Below are 21,663 nucleotides of genomic sequence, written 5' to 3'. Positions count from 1 at the left end.
TTCAACAATTATAAAATTCATTCAATTTCTATTAAATCTTTTTAAAACTAAAAATTAAGCTAAAAATGTCATAACTTTGAGTAGTTAATTAAATGAAATAATCCTTAAAAATTAAATAAAATGAACAAGTTTAGATTATTAGCAATTGCATTAGTATTTGGTACAACAAGTTTGTTTGCAAGTACAATTATTACGCCAGATGTTTCTAAAGATGAAATTAGAAAACAAATTGTAGAATTAGTTGAAAACTCTAGTAATACAATAGAAAGTCAAGTTTTAGTAAATGTAACTTTTACTTTTAGTACAGAAGGAGAAATAGTTGTTTTAAAAGTAAATTCTAGAGATAAAAAAGTATTATCTTTTATACGTGAAAACTTAAATAATAAAGTATTAGAGAACCCAGGAAAACCTAACAAACATTACACAATGAACATTAACATTAAGTAAAAGGTTTAATAAAATTTTAAAAGCCCAAGCATAAAGCTTGGGTTTTTTTATACCTAATTCTTTTTTAAATAAACATAAACCGGAAAATGATCACTAAAACCACCCTGATACCATTTACCTACATAAGTTCTAAACGGATTACCTTTATACTTTCCTTTCCATTCCTTTAAAAAGTATCTATCAAAAACTTCAGCGTATTTAAAAGAATGTTTATTTTCTTTTGCAGTTAAGAAATTTTTAGAAAAAATCACCTGATCAAATAAATGCCAGGTCTTTTTATAGTTTAAGCTGCCATTTCCTGAAGCAATTAAACGCTCCATAGGGTTATAAAAAGTATCATTTACTAAATATTTTTTAACACTCTTACTGGTTGGATCATCATTAAAATCACCCATTATAATAATTTTAGCGTCTTCAAATTCATTTGAAATTTTATTGGTAATACTTGAAACTAATTCTGCAGCTTTAATTCTATTTATTTCTGTAAAATCCTCTCCACTTCTTCTAGAAGGCCAATGATTTACTAACACATGAATCAATTCACCATTTAAATTTCCTTTCACTAATAAAACATCTCTTGTATAATCCCTCTCTCCATTTTCAGCATTTATATAAAGTGGAAAAGTTTCAGAATGCAACAATTCAAACAATTCTTTTTTATAAAGCAAAGCAACATCAATTCCACGTTCATCTGGAGAATCGTAATGCACAATTCCATAATGTTCATTTTTTAAATTATTTGTATTGATTAAATCAACCAAAACAGCTCTATTCTCAACTTCAACAACACCAATAATAGCTGGTGTATAAAAAGATTTCTCGGTACCAATTTGACGTATTACACTGCTTAATTTCTTAATTTTTCTTTTATATCTTTTATAACTCCATTTTTTCCTCCCTTTTGGAGTAAAGTCATCATCTAAAATAGCCGGATCGTTTTTGGTATCAAATAAATTTTCGAGATTGTAAAATGCAATGGTATATGCGTGTTTAATTTTTCCTTTCGATTTAAAAAATGAAAACATAAAAAAGTGGTGTATTTATATGATTTGCTAAAATACAGATTTTTAACTTTATTAAAAAAATGATAGTTATCACTTTTTAAAGCCAATAAAAATAGTAAATTACTTATTACCAATAATTTTTAATTAAAATAAAAGCAACTAACCTTAGTTTAATGAAATTACTAAACCCAAATAAAACAATTTATTTTATATTGTTTTTTCTGTGTTTAACAATTAAAGCTTTATATGCTCACAACTCTCGCGAAAGTATAAAACATAAATTAACCACAGTTAAAAACGACACTCTTAAGGCACAGTTTGATATTCCTACAAAAAAGATTACATTTTTAAGCGGCTCGTTTAGTTTTGATATTTTTTAATATTATTTCCATTTCTAGAGGAGTTAAATAGTCTAAAGACTGATGTATTCTTTTAGTATTATACCAATGAATATAACTATCTATTTGACTATATGCCTGGATAAAGGTTTTGAATGATCTTCTGTAAATTAATTCGCATTTAATTGTTTTAAAAAATGATTCAGCTACTGCATTATCCCAACAATTACCTTTTCTACTCATACTTTGATTTATCTTTTTATTATGCCTAAAAATAGCAGTCATTTTACCTGACGCATATTGAACCCCTCTATCAGAATGAAAAATAAAATCATCTGAAATGGGTCTGTTTTTTCTAGCTCTTGCCCAGGCTTTATAAACTGTATTTTCTACAGTCATATCATTGCTTAAAGACCATCCAACAATCTTTCTATCAGCTAAATCTATCATAGTAGTTAAATAAATCCATTTGTCTTTACATCGAATGTAGGTAATATCAGAAACCCAAACCTTACCAAGTTCTTTTATGTTGAAATTCCTATTCAATATATTAGGACTGATGTTATAATTATGATTAGAATTCGTTGTAACTACATATTTTCTTTTAGATTGGCTTCTAATTCCCATTTGCTGCATAAGTCTTGAAATATACGATGGATGATAATGATATCCCGCTCTAGCTAAGGTTTTAGTGATTTTATAACTACCATATACTTTACGATTTGTTTTCCATATTTGATAAATTTTCGCTTTAAGTATTCTTGTTTTAGAGACTCTGATAATACTACTATTTCTTAGCCATTGATAATAAGAATTTCTACTAATTTTTAAAAGTTTACACATCTTCTCAACAGGATAGTTGGTACTGTGTTTATTTATAAACCTGTACTTTACCTGTCGTTCTTGGAGAAGATGCTCACCGCCTTTTTTAAGATATCCCTCTCCATCTCAGCATCTCTAAGACGCCTTTTCAATTCTCGAATCTCTTTTTCTTCTGGTGTTAAGCTCGGAGTTCCTGAACCTGTAAAAGATTCTCGGTTTGATAAATAGGATCTTTTCCAACTGCGTATACTTGCAGAATGGACACCATATTCTTTCCCCAAATCTTCTGCACTCTGACCTGAGAGCATTAATTCTACTAACATAATCTTAAATTCCTTGTCGTACCTTTTTGTTTTACTCATAATTCAAATATATTAATTTATGAGCCGTTTTAACTGTAACTATAAATGTAGGTATTCCAGTTATTAATTGACTATGGAGACTCCATGTATTACTCATCTATAGATTCTTCTATAGTGTATTACAACAAAGCATTAGAATTATCTAAACAATTAAATAACAAAAAACTTGAAGCGCTTTGTTTATTAAATTTAGGCTATTCTTTAGATGATGAAGAACGCTATAAAGATGCTCTAAACTATTATTCCAGAGCTATAGAACTCTATAAATCTATTAATGACCAGCAAGGAATTGCACTATGTTATAGCTATATTGGTTACAGTTTTAGCTATTTAAACTCCATAGATAAATCTATTGAATACTATCTAAAATCACTTGATATTTTTAAAAAATTGAATGATAGTATTGGAATTGCAGATGTTAACAATGGTTTTGGTAGTTTATATTTTGATAACGAAAGCTATAAAAAAGCCGAAAAACACTACCAAATATCTAAAAGAATTTACCAAAACAACAAAGATGAAGAAGGCCTAATCTCTGCATATATAAATCTGGGAAATGCAATTTCTGAGCAAGGAAGAATTGACGAAGGTCTAGAATACTATTTTAAATCTATAGAAATTTCAAAAAAAACAACGATTTAGAAGGTCTTGCTATTTGCTATTCTAATATAGGCGAATGCTATTTATTAAAAAAAGAACATGCTAAAGCATTACATTACCTTAACAAATCTTTTCAGCTAACAGACAGCATAAATCTAACCAATCTAAAGCCTTTAATACTTAAAAACATAGCTCACACCAAACTAAATTTAAAAGAATACGACTCTGTAATAATCTATGTTGATAAAAGTTTAGAAGCGTCAAAAGGTTTGCCATATCTATTTTTCGAATATGAAAATTTTAATTATCTAAGCAATGCTTATGAAGCAAAAGGAGATTATAAAAAGGCCCTATTTAACCACAAACTTTATCAAAAAAATAGAGATAGTGTTTTACGCTCTAAAAAACATGAACAATTAGCAAAATTAGATGTAATTTATGAACTAGAAGAAAAAGAACATATAATTTCTTTATTAGAGAACAATAAAAAAATTGCAGCATTTGAATTAAAGAATAGATCTATTATAATTTACGTACTTATTATTTTTAGTGCTTTTTTTCTAGTGTTTATACATGTGTTATACAAACAAAAAAAGGAACGTAAAAAAGCATTTAATTTATTGTTAATTGAAAAAGAAAAGGCAGAAGAAAGCGACCGTTTAAAATCTGCTTTTTTATCCAATATGAGTCATGAAATTAGAACTCCAATGAATGCAATTATGGGATTTTCTAATTTTTTAAAAAACACAAATTTAGATGCAAAAAAAAGAGATCATTTTATAGATATTATCAACATTTCTGGAGAACGTTTAATGACAATAATTAATGATATTATTGATATTTCAAAATTAGAATCTAACCAATTAAAAACAGTATCTAAAAAATTTAATTTTGAGCAAACATTAAATGAAATTATTGAAATTCAGAAAAAAACAAATCCTTTAGTCGCTAAAAAAAATTTAGAACTTAAATTATTTCCATCACAAACAATTCAAGATAACTTTATTACTTCGGATGAAAACAGGTTTTCTCAAATTGTCAATAACTTAATTAGCAATGCCGTAAAATTTTCTCCAAATAAAGAAATTATTGAAATTGGATATTATTTAAAATATTATAAAAAGAAAGTTTACGTAGAATTTTATGTAAGAGATTTTGGAAACGGCATATCTAAAAGTAAGTTTAACTTAATTTTTAAACGTTTTTTTCAAGCAGATGAAAGTGATTTTAAAGTAGGAAATGGCCTAGGATTAAGTATTTGTAAAGGATTGGTAACTTTATTAAATGGTGAAATTTGGCTAGAATCCGAAGAAAACAAAGGCACAACCTTTTATTTTACACTTCCTTATTAAAAAAAAATCATTTTCTATTTTCAAATAAACTAATTTGTAAATTTGCAATATGATAGAAGAGAAAAAAGTAACATCTGAAGAAGCTGTCTTAATTGGAGTTGTAACGCAACATCAAGATGAAGATCAATCTAACGAATATTTAGACGAACTAGAGTTTTTAACATTAACCGCTGGTGGTAAGGCTGTAAAAAGGTTTACTCAAAAATTAGAAAACCCACATCCTAAAACATATATTGGTACAGGAAAATTGGAAGATGTAAAAGCCTATATGACTGCTAACAATATAGAAACTGCCATTTTTGATGATGAGCTTTCATCTTCACAATTGCGTAATATAGAAAAAGTGCTCGACTGTAAAGTACTAGATAGAACCAATTTAATACTTGATATTTTTGCCGGTAGAGCGCAAACAAGTTATGCACGCACACAAGTAGAATTAGCTCAATGTCAATATTTACTACCTCGATTAACTAGACTTTGGACTCACCTTGAGCGTCAAAAAGGGGGAATTGGTATGCGTGGACCTGGTGAAACAGAAATTGAAACAGATAGACGTATTATACGCGATAAAATAACCTTGCTTAAAAAGAAATTAAAAACCATAGATAAGCAAATGGCTGTACAACGTAAAAACCGTGGTAAAATGGTACGTGTTGCTCTTGTAGGTTATACAAATGTTGGTAAATCTACGTTAATGAATGTTGTAAGTAAAAGTGAAGTGTTTGCAGAAAATAAACTATTTGCTACATTAGATACAACTGTAAGAAAAGTTGTAATTAAAAACATTCCATTTTTATTAACCGATACCGTTGGTTTTATTAGAAAATTACCAACACAATTAGTTGAAAGTTTTAAATCTACTTTAGATGAAGTTAGAGAGGCTGATTTATTACTACATGTTGTGGATATTTCGCATCCAAATTTTGAAGATCATATTGCATCTGTAAACAAAATTTTAGATGAAATTGAAAGTGTAGACAAACCTACTATAATGGTTTTTAATAAAATTGATGCGTATAAACATCAAACTATCGATGAGGATGATTTAGTTACCGAAAAAACAAAAGCACACTATACTTTAGCAGATTGGAAAAAAACATGGATGAATAAATTAGATGAAAATAATTGCTTATTTATTTCAGCTCTTAACAAAGAAAATATGGAAGAGTTTAGAGCAAAAGTTTTTGAAGAAGTAAAAAAAATACACATTACGCGTTTTCCGTATAACGATTTTTTATACGATGAATATACAGAAGAAGACGCTAATTAATACTTAAACCTAACAGGTTTTAAAAACCTGTTAGGTTTTTTTATGATAAAAAATTATTATTTATAAATTTTTGAAAATCTTCCTTATGTTGTTCGCTTATTGGAATGTAAACTTTGTCAAAAACAATTCTATTGCGTTCAATAGTTGTAATCATTTTTAAATTTACAATAAAAGAACGGTGCACACGCATAAAACTATCGCTAGGTAATTGTTGCTCTACAACTTTCATACTTAACAAGGTCATAATTGGCTTTTCATTAATTAAATGAATACGCACATATTCACGCATTCCTTCAATATACTTTATATCATTTAATTTAACACGTAAAATTTTATATTCAGATTTTATAAATAAAAAATCGTTATTACTATTAATTTGTTCGGGTTTAGAATTTTGTAAACTAAACCAAGATTTTGCTTTGTTTGAAGATTTTAAAAATGCTGCATAATCAATAGGTTTTAATAAATAATCTAAGGCGTCAACTTTAAAGCCTTCCAAGGCATATTCGCTATATGCGGTTGTAAAAATAATTTTAGGAGGATTTTCTAAAGATTTTACAAAGTCCATTCCATTTAAATCGGGCATATTAATATCTACAAACATTAATTCTACACTATTTTCTTGAAGGTAAGATAATGCTTCAATGGCGCTTTCAAAACTATTTTGAAGTTCTAAAAAAGGTGTTTTATCAATATAACTTGTAATTTGCCTTAAAGCTAATGGCTCATCATCTATTGCAATACATTTTATCATAACGGTATACTTAAATTAACTTTGTAAACCTCTTTAGTTTCAGAGATTTTAAAATCGAAATTATCTTTAAATAATAAAGCCAATCTTTTTTTGGTGTTTTCTACACCAATTCCTGAAGCTTCATCGTCTTTTTTAGGATGGTTACTATTCTCAATTTCAAATTGCAATTTATCTTCAGTAAAACGCATTAAAATATTAATAAAAGAGTCTTTATTATAGCTTACACCGTGTTTAAAAGCATTTTCTAATAATGAAGTAAACAACAATGGCGGAATTGATTTATCAGGTATTTCTGAAGGAATTTCAACATTAATTTTCACTTTGCTTGAAAAACGAAGTTTCATCAATTCAATATAACTTTCAATAAATTCAATTTCTTTTTTTATTGAAGTTGATTTTCCTTCAGAATCGTATAATAAATGACGCATTAAATTAGACAATTTAATGATTGCATTTTTAGATTCTTCAGTATCAATATCAACAAGCGCATGAATATTGTTAAGTGTATTCATAAAAAAATGTGGACTGATTTGGTTTCTTAAAAAAGCCAATTGATTTTCTACACTTTCTTTTTGAATTTTAAATTTTTCTTGCTCTAAATTTGCCCAGCGCATTGAAATTTGCAAACCAGCATCGAACCCTACCAATAAAACCGCTAAAATCAAAAAATTAGCATACAATGGTATTGGCCTAGGACTATTGCCTAACCTAAGGTTTTTGGGTGGAGGTAAATCTCTCCCTTGGCGTATTGGAGGTGGATTTCCCTTTTGTAACTCCATTACCGGAGGCTCTAAATTAGGAATATCATTATTTTTATCAAAAGAATAAATTCCTGTTGCTATAATTAAAATAACTAATGAAGTAACAACAAAATACAATAGTTTTTTACTCTTAAAAAAAAGCTTGGGAAGTAGTATAAACCTATTTACTAAAAACAAAGCTAATAAAGGTAAATAATTTATCCAAACCTTAAAAACTTGATCCCATTCTATTTGTTTTTCATAACGACCAAACAATAAAGGAGAAGCAAATAATAATGCCCAAAAGGCAATAATTATAAAAGGTTCAAAAGATGCGAAATTGTAATTTTTCTTTATAAGTTTCATTTTTTATAGTATACTTACTAAAATTCTTTATATAAAACATTTTAATTTGTAAGTCTAAAATGTATTGGTTAACTAAAGCTTAGTTCTAATTTTTTAAATAGAGAAGAATTGCTAAAATAAGTTCAGTTTAAAAATGCCATATTGTAAACAATCAAAAATAATATCTTTGTCTATGTTTTAATTAAAAAACACGAACAAAGATATTAAAACTAAACTAATTCAAATAATTATTTACAGCTGATGCTCTACTTGCAGCATGTGCTTTTAATGTTGAAATTGCAGAATAAAACGAATTGCTATTACTTAAAAATGAGAAACCACTTAATTCTGTAGTTGCATACGGTTCTACTAAACTCGAATATGTATCGTAAACTCCTTGAATGTAACTTGTTTCAAAAGGCCCATCAATTGTTGCTTGTACATAACTATCGTATTTAGCTCTATATACTTCATCATCATATAAATATTCAATTAAAGGCCAATCTCCACTTGAAAGGTCTGAGAAATTTAAATTTAATGACCCTCCTAATTTACCTTCTTGTAAGGCTTCATTATTATCCCAAGGAATCCACGTTATTAAGTTATTCTCTGGATTGTTGTATAGGTAGTAATTATGTTCCATTCTACCATAAGTATCCCAATTTTGAATTACTGTATTTACGGCTAAATAATTTAAAAATGTATCTACATCAAATACTGCTTCTAAATTAGTTCTCCAAGTTGCGGCATCTGTAGTTCTTGTTGTTGCGTGTAAAGCAGAAAATACATTTTCAATATCTGTCCAATCAGCTTCATCTTCGTTAGTTTTTTTGGTAAACCCTTCTTCATTAAATGTTCCTTCTTCAAAACTTGCCCCATAATCTTCTGGCTTGTACAGATTTCCTTCATCGCTAGAAAATTGAGTGTCAATTACAGTACCATCAACCTCTTCAACCAAAGTATACAATCCAAAATATTTTGGTCCATCTCCATAATCTACATAAAGTGTATAAAATGACGTATTTGAAGCTGCTAACCCAGCATTTTGAAACACTTCTGTAGCTACTTTCTCTCTTAAAAATGAGCTATCATCATAATTATTTTTTAGACTAAATTTTTTGAACCCGTAAAAACGTTGATTTTTTATCTGTGGATAATCATCTTCAAACTCATCAAAATCCATTTTAAAAGCCAATTTTAAAATACCAGCTTGCCAAGAACTTTGTAAACTAGAGTTTCCTTTAAAACGCAAACCTACTTTATACCATTCTTTACCGTTGTAATACACAGAACCTGGAACAAAAATAGGGTCTTCATCTGAAGAAACAGAAGCAGTTCCTCCTCCTGGAAATGAACCACCAGGCCCACTAAATGTACCTCCAAAATTTCCATATAAATCAGTCATATTATTTAGCATTGCTTCCCAATTGTCTTCTGAAATAACAAAATCAAATCTTTTTACTTCTGTATTACTAAATACCTCATCAAAGTTTGGGTCTACATTTTTACTATGTGTTTCCTCAGTCCAATCTGTTGGTTCAAAATCTAAATCAGTTATTTGTACTTCTGTATTAGTACCTTCTCCAATTTCTGTTTCTATATCTGCAATTGTATTAGTATCATCTGTACAACTCACTAAAAAGTAAGTAGACAATACCAAAAGACTTGTTTTTATTAAAAATGGTGTTTTCATTTTATGGCTATTTATTAGTTGTTATTAATCTTGAGCGAAATTCTATTTTTTAGATATACTTTTAAAAAAGAATCAATGAACTGGCGTTTTTTATCTACGAAAACATAAATAAGCATTAAAAAAAAAACTCCAATAATTAAAATATAATTATTGGAGCCTAAACTTAACCTAAACATTTATTAATTCAAACTTACTTTATGATCTTCTTTTTTTAGTATTTTTTTTTAGATAAGCTGTGTACAGCTTTTGTTGATCTTCTGTTAAAACAGCTTTAACGTTATCTTCAAAATCTTCTTTTAGTGCTTGCATTTCATCTCTATCTGGTCTTCCAGAACTTGTCTTACTTTCAATTTCCTCAAAGTGTTTTTTATACAATGTTAACACTTCTGTTTTTTGTTCTTCTGACAATAAAATTTCACTAGAAAGGTCGTCAACCATTTTTACAATTTCTTCTGTAGTTGGTGCTGCTGGCGGACCTTGTTGCCCTCCTTGTCCTCCTCCGCGTTGCCCACCTCTTTGTTGAGCAAATGCTGTAGTTGAAAAAATTAATGCAACAATTAAAACTTTAAAACCTTTTATTTTATTTAATTTCATAATTTATATTTTTTAAATTAGTATTCTTTTTTTTAATCTTACATCAAAGAAACGAAGGTTTGTAGAGTTAATAAACTAAAATCTACAAACTAGTTGATTTTATCAACCAAATCAATGTTTCATTTGTTTGAAAAAAGAAAGTCTCGTTATTTTTAGTAAAATAACAAGACTGAATTTAAACCAAACTTAATTTATGTTTCTAACCAATCTTACATAATTAAAATAACGCTCGGCATCTTCTCCTGCAGGACCATCTTCATCTTTAGTATCAAATCGAACTCCTCCAGCACCATGAAAATCTTCACCTTCTGCATTTACAGCTCTACCAAATGCAACATACCAGGCATAATAATAAGGTTGTCCACTTGTAAAGTTAGCTGACGTACTTGTCCAATAATAACCATAATCATCATATCCAGCTTCACTTGTCATTTCTGTACAATTAAATATTGGATCTATTGCAGGTCCAACATTTGCTGGATCAGTTGCTGTTGGAGAACGTGAGTAATCTACAATACCTTGTAGTTCTTTAACATTAGGTAAACGCCAGTCTGTATAACCTGCTAATTCAGAATTTTCGGCATACGCTAATGCATCTTCCCAGTCTAATACTACACCATCATCTTCTTTAGCCCACATTAAACCCGTATTATTATCTGAAATAGTATTATTTCCATTATCTACAAAATTATTAGTACCATAAGTATCTCCTCTTACTGCGCGTACATATTTTGCTAAAGGATTACCAGTTGGAATACCATCTCCGTCAGCTGAAGGAGGAGTTCCAGAATCAGGAGGAGTTCCAGCATCTATATCTCCATCTACTGGCATTGAAGCTGCGTAGGCTTTAATATGTCCGGTTACAATATTAACACCAAAAGCAGCGTTTGATCCACCTTCAACGGTAACGCCAACATATAAATTACTAGACCAAAATTGCTCGTCTTTAGAAACTTCTCCACTTGCTAATGCAAAATAGTCAGTATCAATATACGGCCAACCGACACTAAAATCTGCAACAGAATATAGTTCTTTTAAGCTTGGCAATCTCCAATCATCATAGCCTCCTAATTCAAGATTTTCGCAATATTCTTTAGCTTCTTCCCAAGTAAACTCATCAGGTGTAGGTATTTGTTCCCACATTAAACCCGTATTATTATCTGTTATAGTTCCATCATTATTATCTTTAAAAGACATAGCTACCCCTTTTTGGTAATTGGCATCTTGTCCGTAAAAGCGATCTCCAGTATTTAAACTACTTAATACTTCACCATCATTATTGTATAATGTTGTTTGTCCTGTAGCAATTTGAATGTAATTATTTATGATTAATTCTGAATTAGAATTTGTGTCTGTACCATTAATTTCATCATCACTACAGCTAATTGCACTAATTAAAAATGAAAGAAATAAAACACTTAAAAATTTTGTTGTTAATTTCATAATAATAAATTTTAATTTTTTATGGATATTATTTATTGTTAAACCTTACATCAAAGAAAGTGATGCTTTATAATTTTTGAAACTAAAATCAATAAACTGAGGTATAATACCTACCAAATGTTAGTTTTATAAAACGATTATTTTAATGAAATTTTAAATGAAGAAGAACCGATTACCGAAGTAACCGATTCTTCAAAGTAAAATTACTAATCAATAATTTTTTAAGTTGTTGCCCAAGTATTAAAAGGTTGCTTTTCAAACTGCATGGTATTATCTTCACCTTTAAAAATATTTAACCAAACTTCCCAATTTTCAGTATCTACTTCAGGGTAATCTAAACGATAATGACTACATCTACTTTCAGTTCTCATAATAGACGCTTTTAGTTTCATTTCAGCACTAACAATCATATTTTTAGTTTCGTGTGCCAAACGTAATTCGTGCATATTTGCAGCTCTAAGCATTGGTATATGATGGTCTCTTAATTCTTCAACATAAGCTAAGGCTGCTTTTAATAAATTCTCTTTTTTTATATAAATAATAAAATTAGGAATCATAATACCTTGTAAAGTTTGTGTTACCCAAGCCGGACTATAACCTGCCTCTAGTTTTAAAGGCGCTAATATTTCTGCTTCAATTTCTTTTAATTTTGAAATTGAAATTGTAACTGTATTTATTTTTTTACTATAACTAGCAGCTGCTTCACCTGCCACAGCCCCTTGAACAGCAGAACCTGCCAAAGATGAACCAATTTGAGTATAAATTGCTCCTGCCATATAAGAACCCAACGCATCACCAGCAGCATAGAGTCCGGGTATTGTAGATTCACATTGATCGTTAATTGGTACTAATCCTTCAGATTTATGTATTGCCATTCCTGCAGAAGAACCACCAACTATACTACCACCCATTCCAGGAGGAGCTCCATCTCCTTTACCTCCTTTTGGCGGACCTCCTTTTCCTTCTCTTGGTGGCCTTCCTCCTTCTTTTCCGCCCGGTGGCGTAGCATTTTGACGTGTAAATTCTTCTGGTGTATAAGGACCTCCACTAACATCTGTTTGTTGACCAGATCCAGGAGGTCCCATTTTTAAAGGACTTCCATTTTTATAAGCTACATAATTCATATCCACACCTAAATCATGGCGAATTTCAACACCTGTTGTACTTGGTTTTTGTTCAAACATATCTCCCCAACCATCATAACACGCTGCTGCATTTTCAGATTTCCCAGGATGCCCATCATTCCACTCTTTACCTGTTACTTTTGCTCCAATATTGTAAGCCATTATAGTTCCGTCGTGTGTAAGATCGCAAATTGGAAAACCGTTTGGTTTAAAACCTCCTGCTCCAGTACATAAAATGACGCTTTTTGCTTCATAAAATAGAACTTTTTGTGTATCAATACTAAAACCAGCAGCACCAACAACACTCCCATTCTCTTTTATTAAATGTGTTATAGTAATACGCTCTTGCACTGGTATATTTCTTTCTTCAATAGGTTTGCTAAAACTTTTATTATATAATGAAGAATTAAAAAAGCCCCATTCTTTTAACTCATTTACACGCGCTAAAGAATGTTGCGCCATTTGTTTTGTATAAGCTTTATTATTTGTACCTAAGGCCGAACGAGATACTTTTGCAACAAATTCATCTAAACTTAAATCTTCTTTTTCTGGATCAAAAGCAAAAATTCCTTTAGCAAAAGGTGTTTGACCAGAAGCACCAAGCCTTCCTTTAGAAACCATTACTACTTTTGCCCCTGCATCGTGTGCTTTTACTGCTGCAAATAAACCTGCCATTCCACTTCCTATTACCAATACATCGGTTTTAATTTTATCTGTATTTAAAGAATCAACATCAATTTCAGGATTATTTAAAGCCCAGTCTACTGGCATTCCTATTGCCGACATTGCAGCTAAACTTGCAGCAGCTCCACCCGCTAAGCTTATAAATTTTCGTCTAGACATTTCCTGTTTTTTGTTTTGCTTTTTCATTTTTTTGAAGTTTTAAATAAATAAGTTTTTAACAAATAATATATTCCGCTAAGTACCATTAATACATAATAAATTGCGAATGAAGTATTACTATGCCTTCCCATATTTACTACATGCCAAGTTGCAGTTATTACAAATAGCAAGGTTAAATAGCCATGTAAATTTCTCCACGTTCTATATTTTAAATACAATTTAAATCTGAAAAATGAAGTAACTAAAATTATAAGCATGCAAGAGTAGGCTGTTAAACCAAGTATAATTCCTAAACTACTATATGTTGTAACTAATTTTAAAAAGGCATCTGTAGGTGTAACTCCATTGTCGAATAACTTTGGAACAATAATAAAAAACGGATGTAATAATAAAATTGAAATAAATAAATAGCCAATAAATTTATGAATTTTTAAAACATTAACCATTCTAATACTTTTAACTAAATCTCTATTAATTCTTGTTAAAAAAAACTGAGATAAAAGTAAAGTAAACCCTAAAATGGTTATTAGTGAAAGTGTCTCCATAAGGTAACCTCTCTTTGGAAAATTACCTAAGTTGTATAAAACAATTGGCGTAACAATAAAAGCAACAACCAATAGTACTATTTTATTTATGTAATTTTTATTTTTCATAACTAACCCCATGATACAATTACTGGTATAGATTTATCTGGTGTGATTGTAATAGCATCTACAGGACAATACATACGGCATAAATGGCATATTTGACAATCTTCTGGATATAAAATCTCGGCTTTTTTTGAATCAGGATTTAACCTAATTACATCTGTAGGACAGCTTTTAATACACTCTTCGCAACCAATACATCCATTAATACTTTTAATTGGCATAATTCTTTATTTATAAAATTAAACTCTAATTTAAAGACAAGGTAAAAATTATTGTATTCTATGTAAATAAGAATCAATTAGTCCTAGATATTTATCAATGAATTGGTTATATCATTCAATGAATTATTTTAAAAATTTAGAATATAAATAACTAAATATTATAGCATAAAAAAAGACGCTAATTAAAGCGTCTTTTTAAAAATCGATTTTTAAAACGATTATTCTTTTATAATTTTAAGTAAAACAGGACTATCTAAATATACTTTGGCAAAGTATAAACCAACAGTATTGTTGGATAGGTTTAATTGAACTTTACCATTCACTACCTCGTAATTTTTTGTAGATATTAGTTGAGATTGTGTATTGTAAATTTCAATTTTTATAGTGCTTTGTGAAACAGGAACAGCAATTTCAAAAGTACCTTTTGTTGGGTTTGGATATGCTGTTACACTTTCAACTAAATTCATATTTTTAGAAAACACACCTTCACAGGTTACACTACTTTTAACCTGAATACTATCTCCATATTTGGCATTTATAGTAAATGAGGAGTCTAATGTTTGTAAAATTAAATTGTCATTTACAAATACATTAAAAGGAGCTGTTCCTTCTGAAATATTTATTGAAACTTTACCAGAACTAACGCTTGCTTTACCAGATATTGTTGTTCCTTCTTCTATAACAACATCAAAACATTGTTCATAATCTTCACCTGCTACTTCAATACAAATTGTATAATTTCCAGGCTCTAAATCTTTATTTTGTAAAGTAGCGGCAGTACCATTTAATGTAACGTTATATGTATAATCTTCTTGGGCAGTTATTAAAATTTGACCGTTGTTTTTATCAGGGCACGTTTCACTAATAGTTTGAATGCTAAAGTTATTTGCTGGCAATGTAAAACAACCAGAAGTATTAACACTTGAACCAGGTGTTGAATTTTCACATAAATCAATATTATTCATAACACCATCTCCGTCATCGTCTAATTGACTGTCTGAACAACCGTTTTCATCAACAGTTTCTCCAGCAGGAGTATCTGGACAGGTATCTATATTGTTCATAATACCATCATTATCATCATCTAATTGACTGTCTGAACAACCATTTGCATCAACAGTTTCACCTTCAGGAGTATTTGGACAAATATCAATACTATTTTCTACACCATCTTCATCATCATCTAATTGGCCATTTGAGCAACCATTTTCATCAACAGTTTCACCAACAGGCGTATTTGGACATAAATCATCTTCATTTAAAACACCATCTTCATCAATATCATCACTAATTTCAGCAGTAATTTCAAAACTATCAACAGTCCATCTTGTTGGACTTTCATTAGAATAGTATTTAAATGCTATATAAACAGTTCCAGTAATTGAACTAATATCTACATTTGAAAACGAATAAACCTCTTCTGTTGAACCTCCATTTGAATGTGTAGGAATGTTAATATTAGGCATTGCAGTCCATGTAAAATCACTAGGATTACTTGATCCATCGTAATTTGAAGAATAAACCAATTCTAAAGTTGAACTTCCATAAGCGGCATCGGTGTAAAAACTTAATTTTTCAGCTGTACTTTCGTCAAAATTTATTGGAGAAGTTGTAATTAACCAATCTTTGCTCGCTACATTTTCACTATACCCATTCATACCATAAGATCCAGAATTATTTTCTCCAAAAACAGTGCTGCATTCCCAATTTTTGTTACTTTCTTCATTATATGCAACAAATTGAATATTTGCACAATTTTCAAAATCTTCATTTATTAAATAATATGGCCCTTCTAAAGTTGTAAAACTAACTTCTCCTTCACCGGATAAATTAGACGCTACATCTCTAGCTTTTATAGTTACTGTATAATTAGTTGAAGCCTTTAATCCTGAAATTATTGTTGAATTTGTAATTTCAGATTGTAAATATTCTCCATTTAAATAAATTAAATAATCATATACCGCAACATTATCTGTTGAAGCATCCCAAGTAACAACCGCAGTTTCATTTGTAATATCAGAAACTATTAAATTTGAAGGAGTAGTTGGCATTTCGTCATCAGATGAATTATTAGACCACCATTTATCTTCTGCTTCTAAACCACCCCAAATTAAGGTTGCCAAGTATGGATTATCTATAAACGGATTTCTATTTCCTTGTATACCGGCTAAAACTTCGTTTCTATTTGCTTCAAATTCTGAAACTGGATCTTCTTTATTCCATTTTAAAAATAAATCAACCATATTTTCATCAACCGTTAATGTAGTTCCAAAACCTACATTTATAGGCAAACAATTTGTTTGAGACACTAGATTTCCTGCACCGTGGTATCTCGTGTACATATACATTACAATTCTAGCTACATCTCCTTTCCATTCGTCACCAGGATACCAACCTCCATTGCTAGAAACAATAGCAGAATTTCCAGATCCATCTGTAAATTTTCTATTACTCCTATCTGAATTTCTTTCTGAATCCGCAGGCCTTAAATTATGCACATCAGTGCCTGGACCAGGTTCATCTGTATCTAAGCCAGGATTTGCTAATGATTTAGCAAAAACGTGTTCTCTATTCCATCTCTCAAGATCACCACCTCCAGTATCTTTTAAATCTTTATCTCTAGATCTATCTGTGTTAGGAATTCCATCAGTATCGTTATATCCATAAATTAACAATACATTATCTGCATTATCTGGATCTTCATCAGCACGTCTACAAGCTTCCCAAACATCTATAGGAGAACCTGTATATGGAATTGCTGAATGCGTACTTTCTAATCTTTCAGAAAGTTCTAAAAATAGTTCGTTACCTGTTTTTGTAAAGTCAAGACCGTTATAATAACTTTGAATTTGCCCATAAAAAGGGATAATTGTTATAAATAGCAGTATTGAGAGTGTAGTTTTTTTCAAGATATGTAGTTTTTAGTACTTATTCAATAATAAATAGTGTTACAAATTTATTATTAATTTTTGATTATTAGTGTTAATCTTAATTCTTATAACATTAAGTTAATTTAAATAAAAACACCTTCAAACAAGTTGAAGGTGTATATTTTAATATTAATAACGTTTTAAAGACTCTTATTCTTTAATAATTTTAAGAACTATAGGTTCTTCTAAATATACTTTTGCAAAGTATAGCCCCGTAGCATTATTAGCAATATTTAATTGAACCTTATTATTAGTTACCGTATAATTTTGTACCGAAATTAACTGTGACTGTATATTGTACACTTCAATTTTTACAGTGTTTACAGAAACTGGTAACGCAATTTCTAAATTTCCCTTTGTAGGATTTGGGTATGCAATAATTTCATCGAACAAATTAATTGTTTTTGCAAAAACACCTTCACAAGAAACACTAGATTTTATTTCAACTTTATCTCCGTGTTTTACATCAAAAGTGAAAATTGGCGCTACTGTTTCTAAAACTATTTTATCGTTTACAAAAACCATAAAAGGACCTGTACCTTCTTCAATTTCTATAGAAGCTTTTCCTGAATTTACAGCTACTTTACCAGAAATGGTAGTTCCCTCATCTATAACAACATCATAACACTGTTCATAATCTTCATCTTCTTCTACACCAATACAAATAGTATAACTTCCAGGAGATAAATCTGTATTTTGCAATGTCGCTTCAACACCATTTAATGTTACTTTATATGTATATGTTTCATTAGCTGAAATTAAAATTTGACCATTATTTTTATCTGGACACGTTTCACTTATAGTTTCTATTGTAAAATTATCAACTGGTAAACTAAATACAGGACAGCCTGTACTATCAACTGCACTTCCTAAAGGAGTTTCAGGACAAATATCATCCTCATTTTTTACGCCATCTTTATCATCATCATCACCAATTACCGCTACTCCACAAATTTCTATGCTCCAACTATCAATAGTACCTGTATCTGCTGGCCCATTATCAATAGCTTGCAATGTCCAATCTCCATAAGATTCTTCATCATTAAAATCAGATAATTTACCTTGTGGCTTAAACGTTCCTGAAAAAGGAGGAATTCCTGAAGTTATAGAAGCTTCTGCATCATCATCAAAAAAAGTATTTGTATAATTTAAACCTTCATTTCCATTATTTGCAGATAATAAAACCTTTGTACCTAAAGGACTTATTAAATACAACGATAAATCTCCAACCCACTCGTGAGGAGCTGTTACTGTAACATTTACATCTGTAATAATTTTATTGGTTGTTATACTTATATTTGAATTTACTCCTGTGGTATTATTATCAGGTATATTTAATGGTTTATTTGTTGATGTGTTAGAGTCGCAAACAACATTTGCTGTTGTAAAACTATAATAAGTTGAAAACGAACTCTCGCTACAACTATTAGCGCCTTTTACTCTCCAATAATAGGTTGTATTAAATTCTAACAATTCTGGTTTAAAATACGCAGAATTTAAAGTATCAGTTTCTACAATAGTAGTAAATAATGAGTCTAAAGCAATTTCAATAGTATAATCTTTAATATTTTCATTATCATTCCAACTTAAATTATAAGGTTCTAATACTCCAGTACTTTCATTTTCTGGGAAATTTAAAACAGGTGCAGTTATTTCAGATGAATAAACATTTAACTCGACTACTGTACTTTTAGTTACTGAGGCCGATGTACCTGTTACAGTAATAGTATGAAGACCAAGATTATCAGTATCCATTCCTGTTATCTTCATTGTTACAGCTGTATTATTTGCAGTTGCCGTTGCCGGGTTAAAAGTTACATTGGCTCCTTCTGGTAAATCTGTTGCAGAAAAAGTTGTTTCTTCATTAAAATCTAAAAATGTATTGTACGTCATATTATAAATAACATCATCTGGCGCACAAGTTTCAAGTTTAAATTCATCAAATTCCATAATAAATTCTGAAGATTGAACCGAAATATTTGCAACATTTACATTAAAAAAGATATTACCAACACTCTCAATTTTAATTCTTCCGGTTGTTGTTGTAACATCTGGACTTACAATAGTATGAGTACCATTATTTAACACATTAGAAGCTAAAGTAATAGGGTATGTTAAACCTCCATCATTAGAAAATAAAATATTTACATAAGAACAATTTACAGGTGCACTATCAGTATTAGCAACATCCCAATTAATTGTTTGAGAAGTACCCGCATCCCAACTTTCTTGAGTAGTTTGAGAAGTTAATTTAAAAGCTTTAGCTTTATCTGAAAAAGTTATTTCTGTTATATCACTAGCTGTTTGCCCTCCACTTTTATTATTATCTCTTACCGTAACAGCAAATGTCATTGACCTTGAAACTGAAGGTAAAACTTCCCATTGATTGTACGTATTACCGCCTAAAATAGTTGACATATTAGGAAATGTTCTTTCAGGACTTTCACTTGGCTCTAAAGATCTAAATGCCGGACCTTCTGTTGAAGTTGACACAAGTGGGTGTGCAGCAGTTTCAGTATCTATCTGCTCCCAAGTATATGTTAAAAGATCGCCATCTACATCTGAAGCAGTTGCAGATAAAACAAAGGGCGTAGAAACTGGAATTGTATAATTTTGAAGACTTTCAATTACCGGAGTATTATTATCGGTGTCAGTAATTTCAGCACAAGCACTACTATTACCTTCAGTAATATTTGCCCACATTTCTTGAATACTTACATAATGAAAATAAGCATCTCCATAATTTTGAATATTATGTGGAGAACAAAGCCCTGCATAAGCCATAATTGTTGACCCACTTCCTGGTTCAACAGCTGTACCTGAGTTAATATTACCATCACAATTTCCAGAAGAAGCGTTAAAAGTATGATGTGCACCATATTGATGTCCCATTTCATGTGCTACATAATCAATATCATAAGCATCTCCAATAGGATTACTAGAACCCGTAATTCCGCTCGCTTTTCCATAAGAAGTACAAGGTGAACTTAATTGTGCTAAACCACCACCTCCAGTACTAAAAGTATGGCCTATATCAAAATTATCGGTTCCAATAGTACTGCTTATTATTTTTTGACTTTCATCAATTAATTCTTCAGAATCATCATTTGTAAAACCATCTGTTGCTGCATCTAAAAAAATAATATTGGTATTGTTATCAACTAAAACCATTGTTAGGGCAACATCTCTTTCAAAAATACCATTAACACGAGTCATTGTTGTTACTATAGCCGATAAAACAGCTACTTTTTTAATAGAATCCGTTTCGGTAGCAGCAACCCCTTGTTGTGTTAAATGAAATTGAGAATATTCACCTGTTGTTGCAACTGCTAACCTATAAGTTCTCAATTTACCATCATTTGCATTTGCTTCTTTTGCTGAAGTATTTGAAGTTATTTTAGTTTTAGGTTTAATTTCTGTGTTATAATCATCAAACTTACATACAAAAGCTTCTTCTGGCTCAGGCGAATCAGTTTTTTTATATACTAAATATGAAGCTTTATTTTTGGTATAAGGATCTATAAATGTTGATTCTCCAGATTTTTTTAGAGTCATTGCATTTAAACCTGCAGCTGTAACACTAAACCGTATAGTTACACCAGGATTTTTAATACTTTTACCGATATAAGATTTAATAGTTGGATATTTCTTTTGAAGATTTTCAGCTAAAATCGGTGTTTCAAAAATCTCATATTTTTCTAATTCACCATTACCATTTGGAAAATTTAAAATAACACTAGAGTTTTTTAAACCTTCTTTTCTTTTTGGAGCATCTTTTAATCTATCTTTTAAAGTTTCTAAATCTAAATCGTACACAGTATAAGCTTTAGGAATAGATTTTCGCATTAATTTTGGCGCAGAACTTTTTTCTGAATTAGCGTTTTTAAACCAAAGATTACCTGATTTTTGAGCAGAAGCAGAAAAATATTGAGCGGTAATAATTATGAATACTAATAAAAATCTAATATTTAAATACTTCATGCTTTAATTTTTTTATGTACAAGAAACTTACAAATATATAGTATAAAATATGGAACACAATTATATTACCTTTTTAATTATTTGATTTAACCTATATTTAATTAAATACAGTATTTTTGCTTCTTAATAACAATTAATTTAATTTTCTCA

16 protein-coding genes are annotated in these 21,663 nt (G+C 29.8%); 4 read left to right on the top strand and 12 right to left on the bottom strand.

What is annotated here, in order from left to right:
• Positions 1-120: 120 nt before the first annotated feature.
• On the top strand, positions 121-447 hold the full coding sequence (locus MKD41_RS12740; protein ID WP_240242670.1) for a hypothetical protein: 327 nt from the start codon (positions 121-123) through the stop codon (positions 445-447).
• Positions 448-500: 53 nt separating this feature from the next.
• On the opposite strand, the gene MKD41_RS12735 is transcribed toward MKD41_RS12740, so the two are convergent.
• A complete protein-coding gene (locus tag MKD41_RS12735; RefSeq protein ID WP_240242669.1) occupies positions 501-1,472 on the bottom strand; it encodes an endonuclease/exonuclease/phosphatase family protein in 972 nt (323 codons plus the stop codon).
• A 326-nt stretch (positions 1,473-1,798) separates the two neighbouring features.
• Positions 1,799-2,973, bottom strand: a protein-coding gene (locus MKD41_RS12730) for an IS3 family transposase (protein WP_240241930.1) whose coding sequence is annotated in 2 segments (ribosomal slippage) — positions 1,799-2,724 and positions 2,724-2,973 — 1,176 coding nt in all. Because the reading frame shifts where the segments join, the coding sequence is not laid out codon by codon here.
• A gap of 84 nt (positions 2,974-3,057) precedes the next feature.
• Here MKD41_RS12730 and MKD41_RS12725 point away from each other — a divergent pair.
• From MKD41_RS12725 to hflX, 3 genes are all read left to right on the top strand, one after another.
• Positions 3,058-3,615, top strand: coding sequence for a tetratricopeptide repeat protein (locus tag MKD41_RS12725; protein WP_240242668.1), 558 nt, complete (start codon positions 3,058-3,060; stop codon positions 3,613-3,615).
• Positions 3,616-3,842: 227 nt separating this feature from the next.
• Positions 3,843-4,925 carry a sensor histidine kinase gene (locus MKD41_RS12720; RefSeq protein WP_240242667.1) on the top strand — a complete coding sequence of 361 codons (1,083 nt, stop codon included), beginning with the start codon at positions 3,843-3,845 and terminating at the stop codon, positions 4,923-4,925.
• 49 nt (positions 4,926-4,974) lie between these two features.
• The gene (hflX, locus tag MKD41_RS12715; protein WP_240242666.1) at positions 4,975-6,195 is read left to right on the top strand and encodes a GTPase HflX; all 1,221 of its coding nucleotides are present in this window, start codon (positions 4,975-4,977) and stop codon (positions 6,193-6,195) included.
• A 40-nt stretch (positions 6,196-6,235) separates the two neighbouring features.
• Here hflX and MKD41_RS12710 read toward each other — a convergent pair whose 3' ends face one another.
• The 10 genes from MKD41_RS12710 to MKD41_RS12660 all read right to left on the bottom strand — a co-directional run bounded on the left by MKD41_RS12710 (position 6,236) and on the right by MKD41_RS12660 (position 21,513).
• Positions 6,236-6,949, bottom strand: coding sequence for a LytR/AlgR family response regulator transcription factor (locus tag MKD41_RS12710; RefSeq protein ID WP_240242665.1), 714 nt, complete (start codon positions 6,947-6,949; stop codon positions 6,236-6,238).
• On the bottom strand, positions 6,946-8,055 hold the full coding sequence (locus tag MKD41_RS12705; RefSeq protein ID WP_240242664.1) for a sensor histidine kinase: 1,110 nt from the start codon (positions 8,053-8,055) through the stop codon (positions 6,946-6,948). The genes MKD41_RS12710 and MKD41_RS12705 overlap by 4 nt, the downstream gene beginning before the upstream one ends.
• Positions 8,056-8,269: 214 nt before the next feature.
• Positions 8,270-9,727, bottom strand: coding sequence for a CotH kinase family protein (locus MKD41_RS12700; protein WP_240242663.1), 1,458 nt, complete (start codon positions 9,725-9,727; stop codon positions 8,270-8,272).
• A gap of 195 nt (positions 9,728-9,922) precedes the next feature.
• On the bottom strand, positions 9,923-10,321 hold the full coding sequence (locus tag MKD41_RS12695; protein ID WP_240242662.1) for a hypothetical protein: 399 nt from the start codon (positions 10,319-10,321) through the stop codon (positions 9,923-9,925).
• A gap of 186 nt (positions 10,322-10,507) precedes the next feature.
• Positions 10,508-11,764 carry an Lcl C-terminal domain-containing protein gene (locus MKD41_RS12690; RefSeq protein ID WP_240242661.1) on the bottom strand — a complete coding sequence of 419 codons (1,257 nt, stop codon included), beginning with the start codon at positions 11,762-11,764 and terminating at the stop codon, positions 10,508-10,510.
• Positions 11,765-11,985: 221 nt separating this feature from the next.
• Complete coding sequence (locus MKD41_RS12685; RefSeq protein ID WP_240242660.1) at positions 11,986-13,758, bottom strand: FAD-dependent oxidoreductase; 1,773 nt, start codon at positions 13,756-13,758, stop codon at positions 11,986-11,988.
• Positions 13,755-14,384 (bottom strand): ferric reductase-like transmembrane domain-containing protein, encoded by a 630-nt coding sequence (locus tag MKD41_RS12680; protein ID WP_240242659.1) that lies wholly within the window; start codon positions 14,382-14,384, stop codon positions 13,755-13,757. The genes MKD41_RS12685 and MKD41_RS12680 overlap by 4 nt, the downstream gene beginning before the upstream one ends.
• Before the next feature lie 2 nt (positions 14,385-14,386).
• A complete protein-coding gene (locus MKD41_RS12675) occupies positions 14,387-14,602 on the bottom strand; it encodes a 4Fe-4S dicluster domain-containing protein (RefSeq protein WP_240242658.1) in 216 nt (71 codons plus the stop codon).
• A 218-nt stretch (positions 14,603-14,820) separates the two neighbouring features.
• Complete coding sequence (locus tag MKD41_RS12665) at positions 14,821-17,511, bottom strand: endonuclease (protein WP_305852417.1); 2,691 nt, start codon at positions 17,509-17,511, stop codon at positions 14,821-14,823.
• Positions 17,512-17,682: 171 nt separating this feature from the next.
• Entirely contained in the window at positions 17,683-21,513 is a 3,831-nt protein-coding gene (locus MKD41_RS12660) for a reprolysin-like metallopeptidase (protein ID WP_240242657.1), read from the bottom strand.
• Between the last annotated feature and the right edge of the window lie 150 nt (positions 21,514-21,663).

Origin of the sequence: Lutibacter sp. A64, assembly GCF_022429565.1 — a bacterium.
Lineage (GTDB): Bacteria > Bacteroidota > Bacteroidia > Flavobacteriales > Flavobacteriaceae > Lutibacter.
The sequence above is the reverse complement of the archived record's forward strand: the minus strand, read 5'-3'. Positions and strand labels throughout refer to the sequence as shown.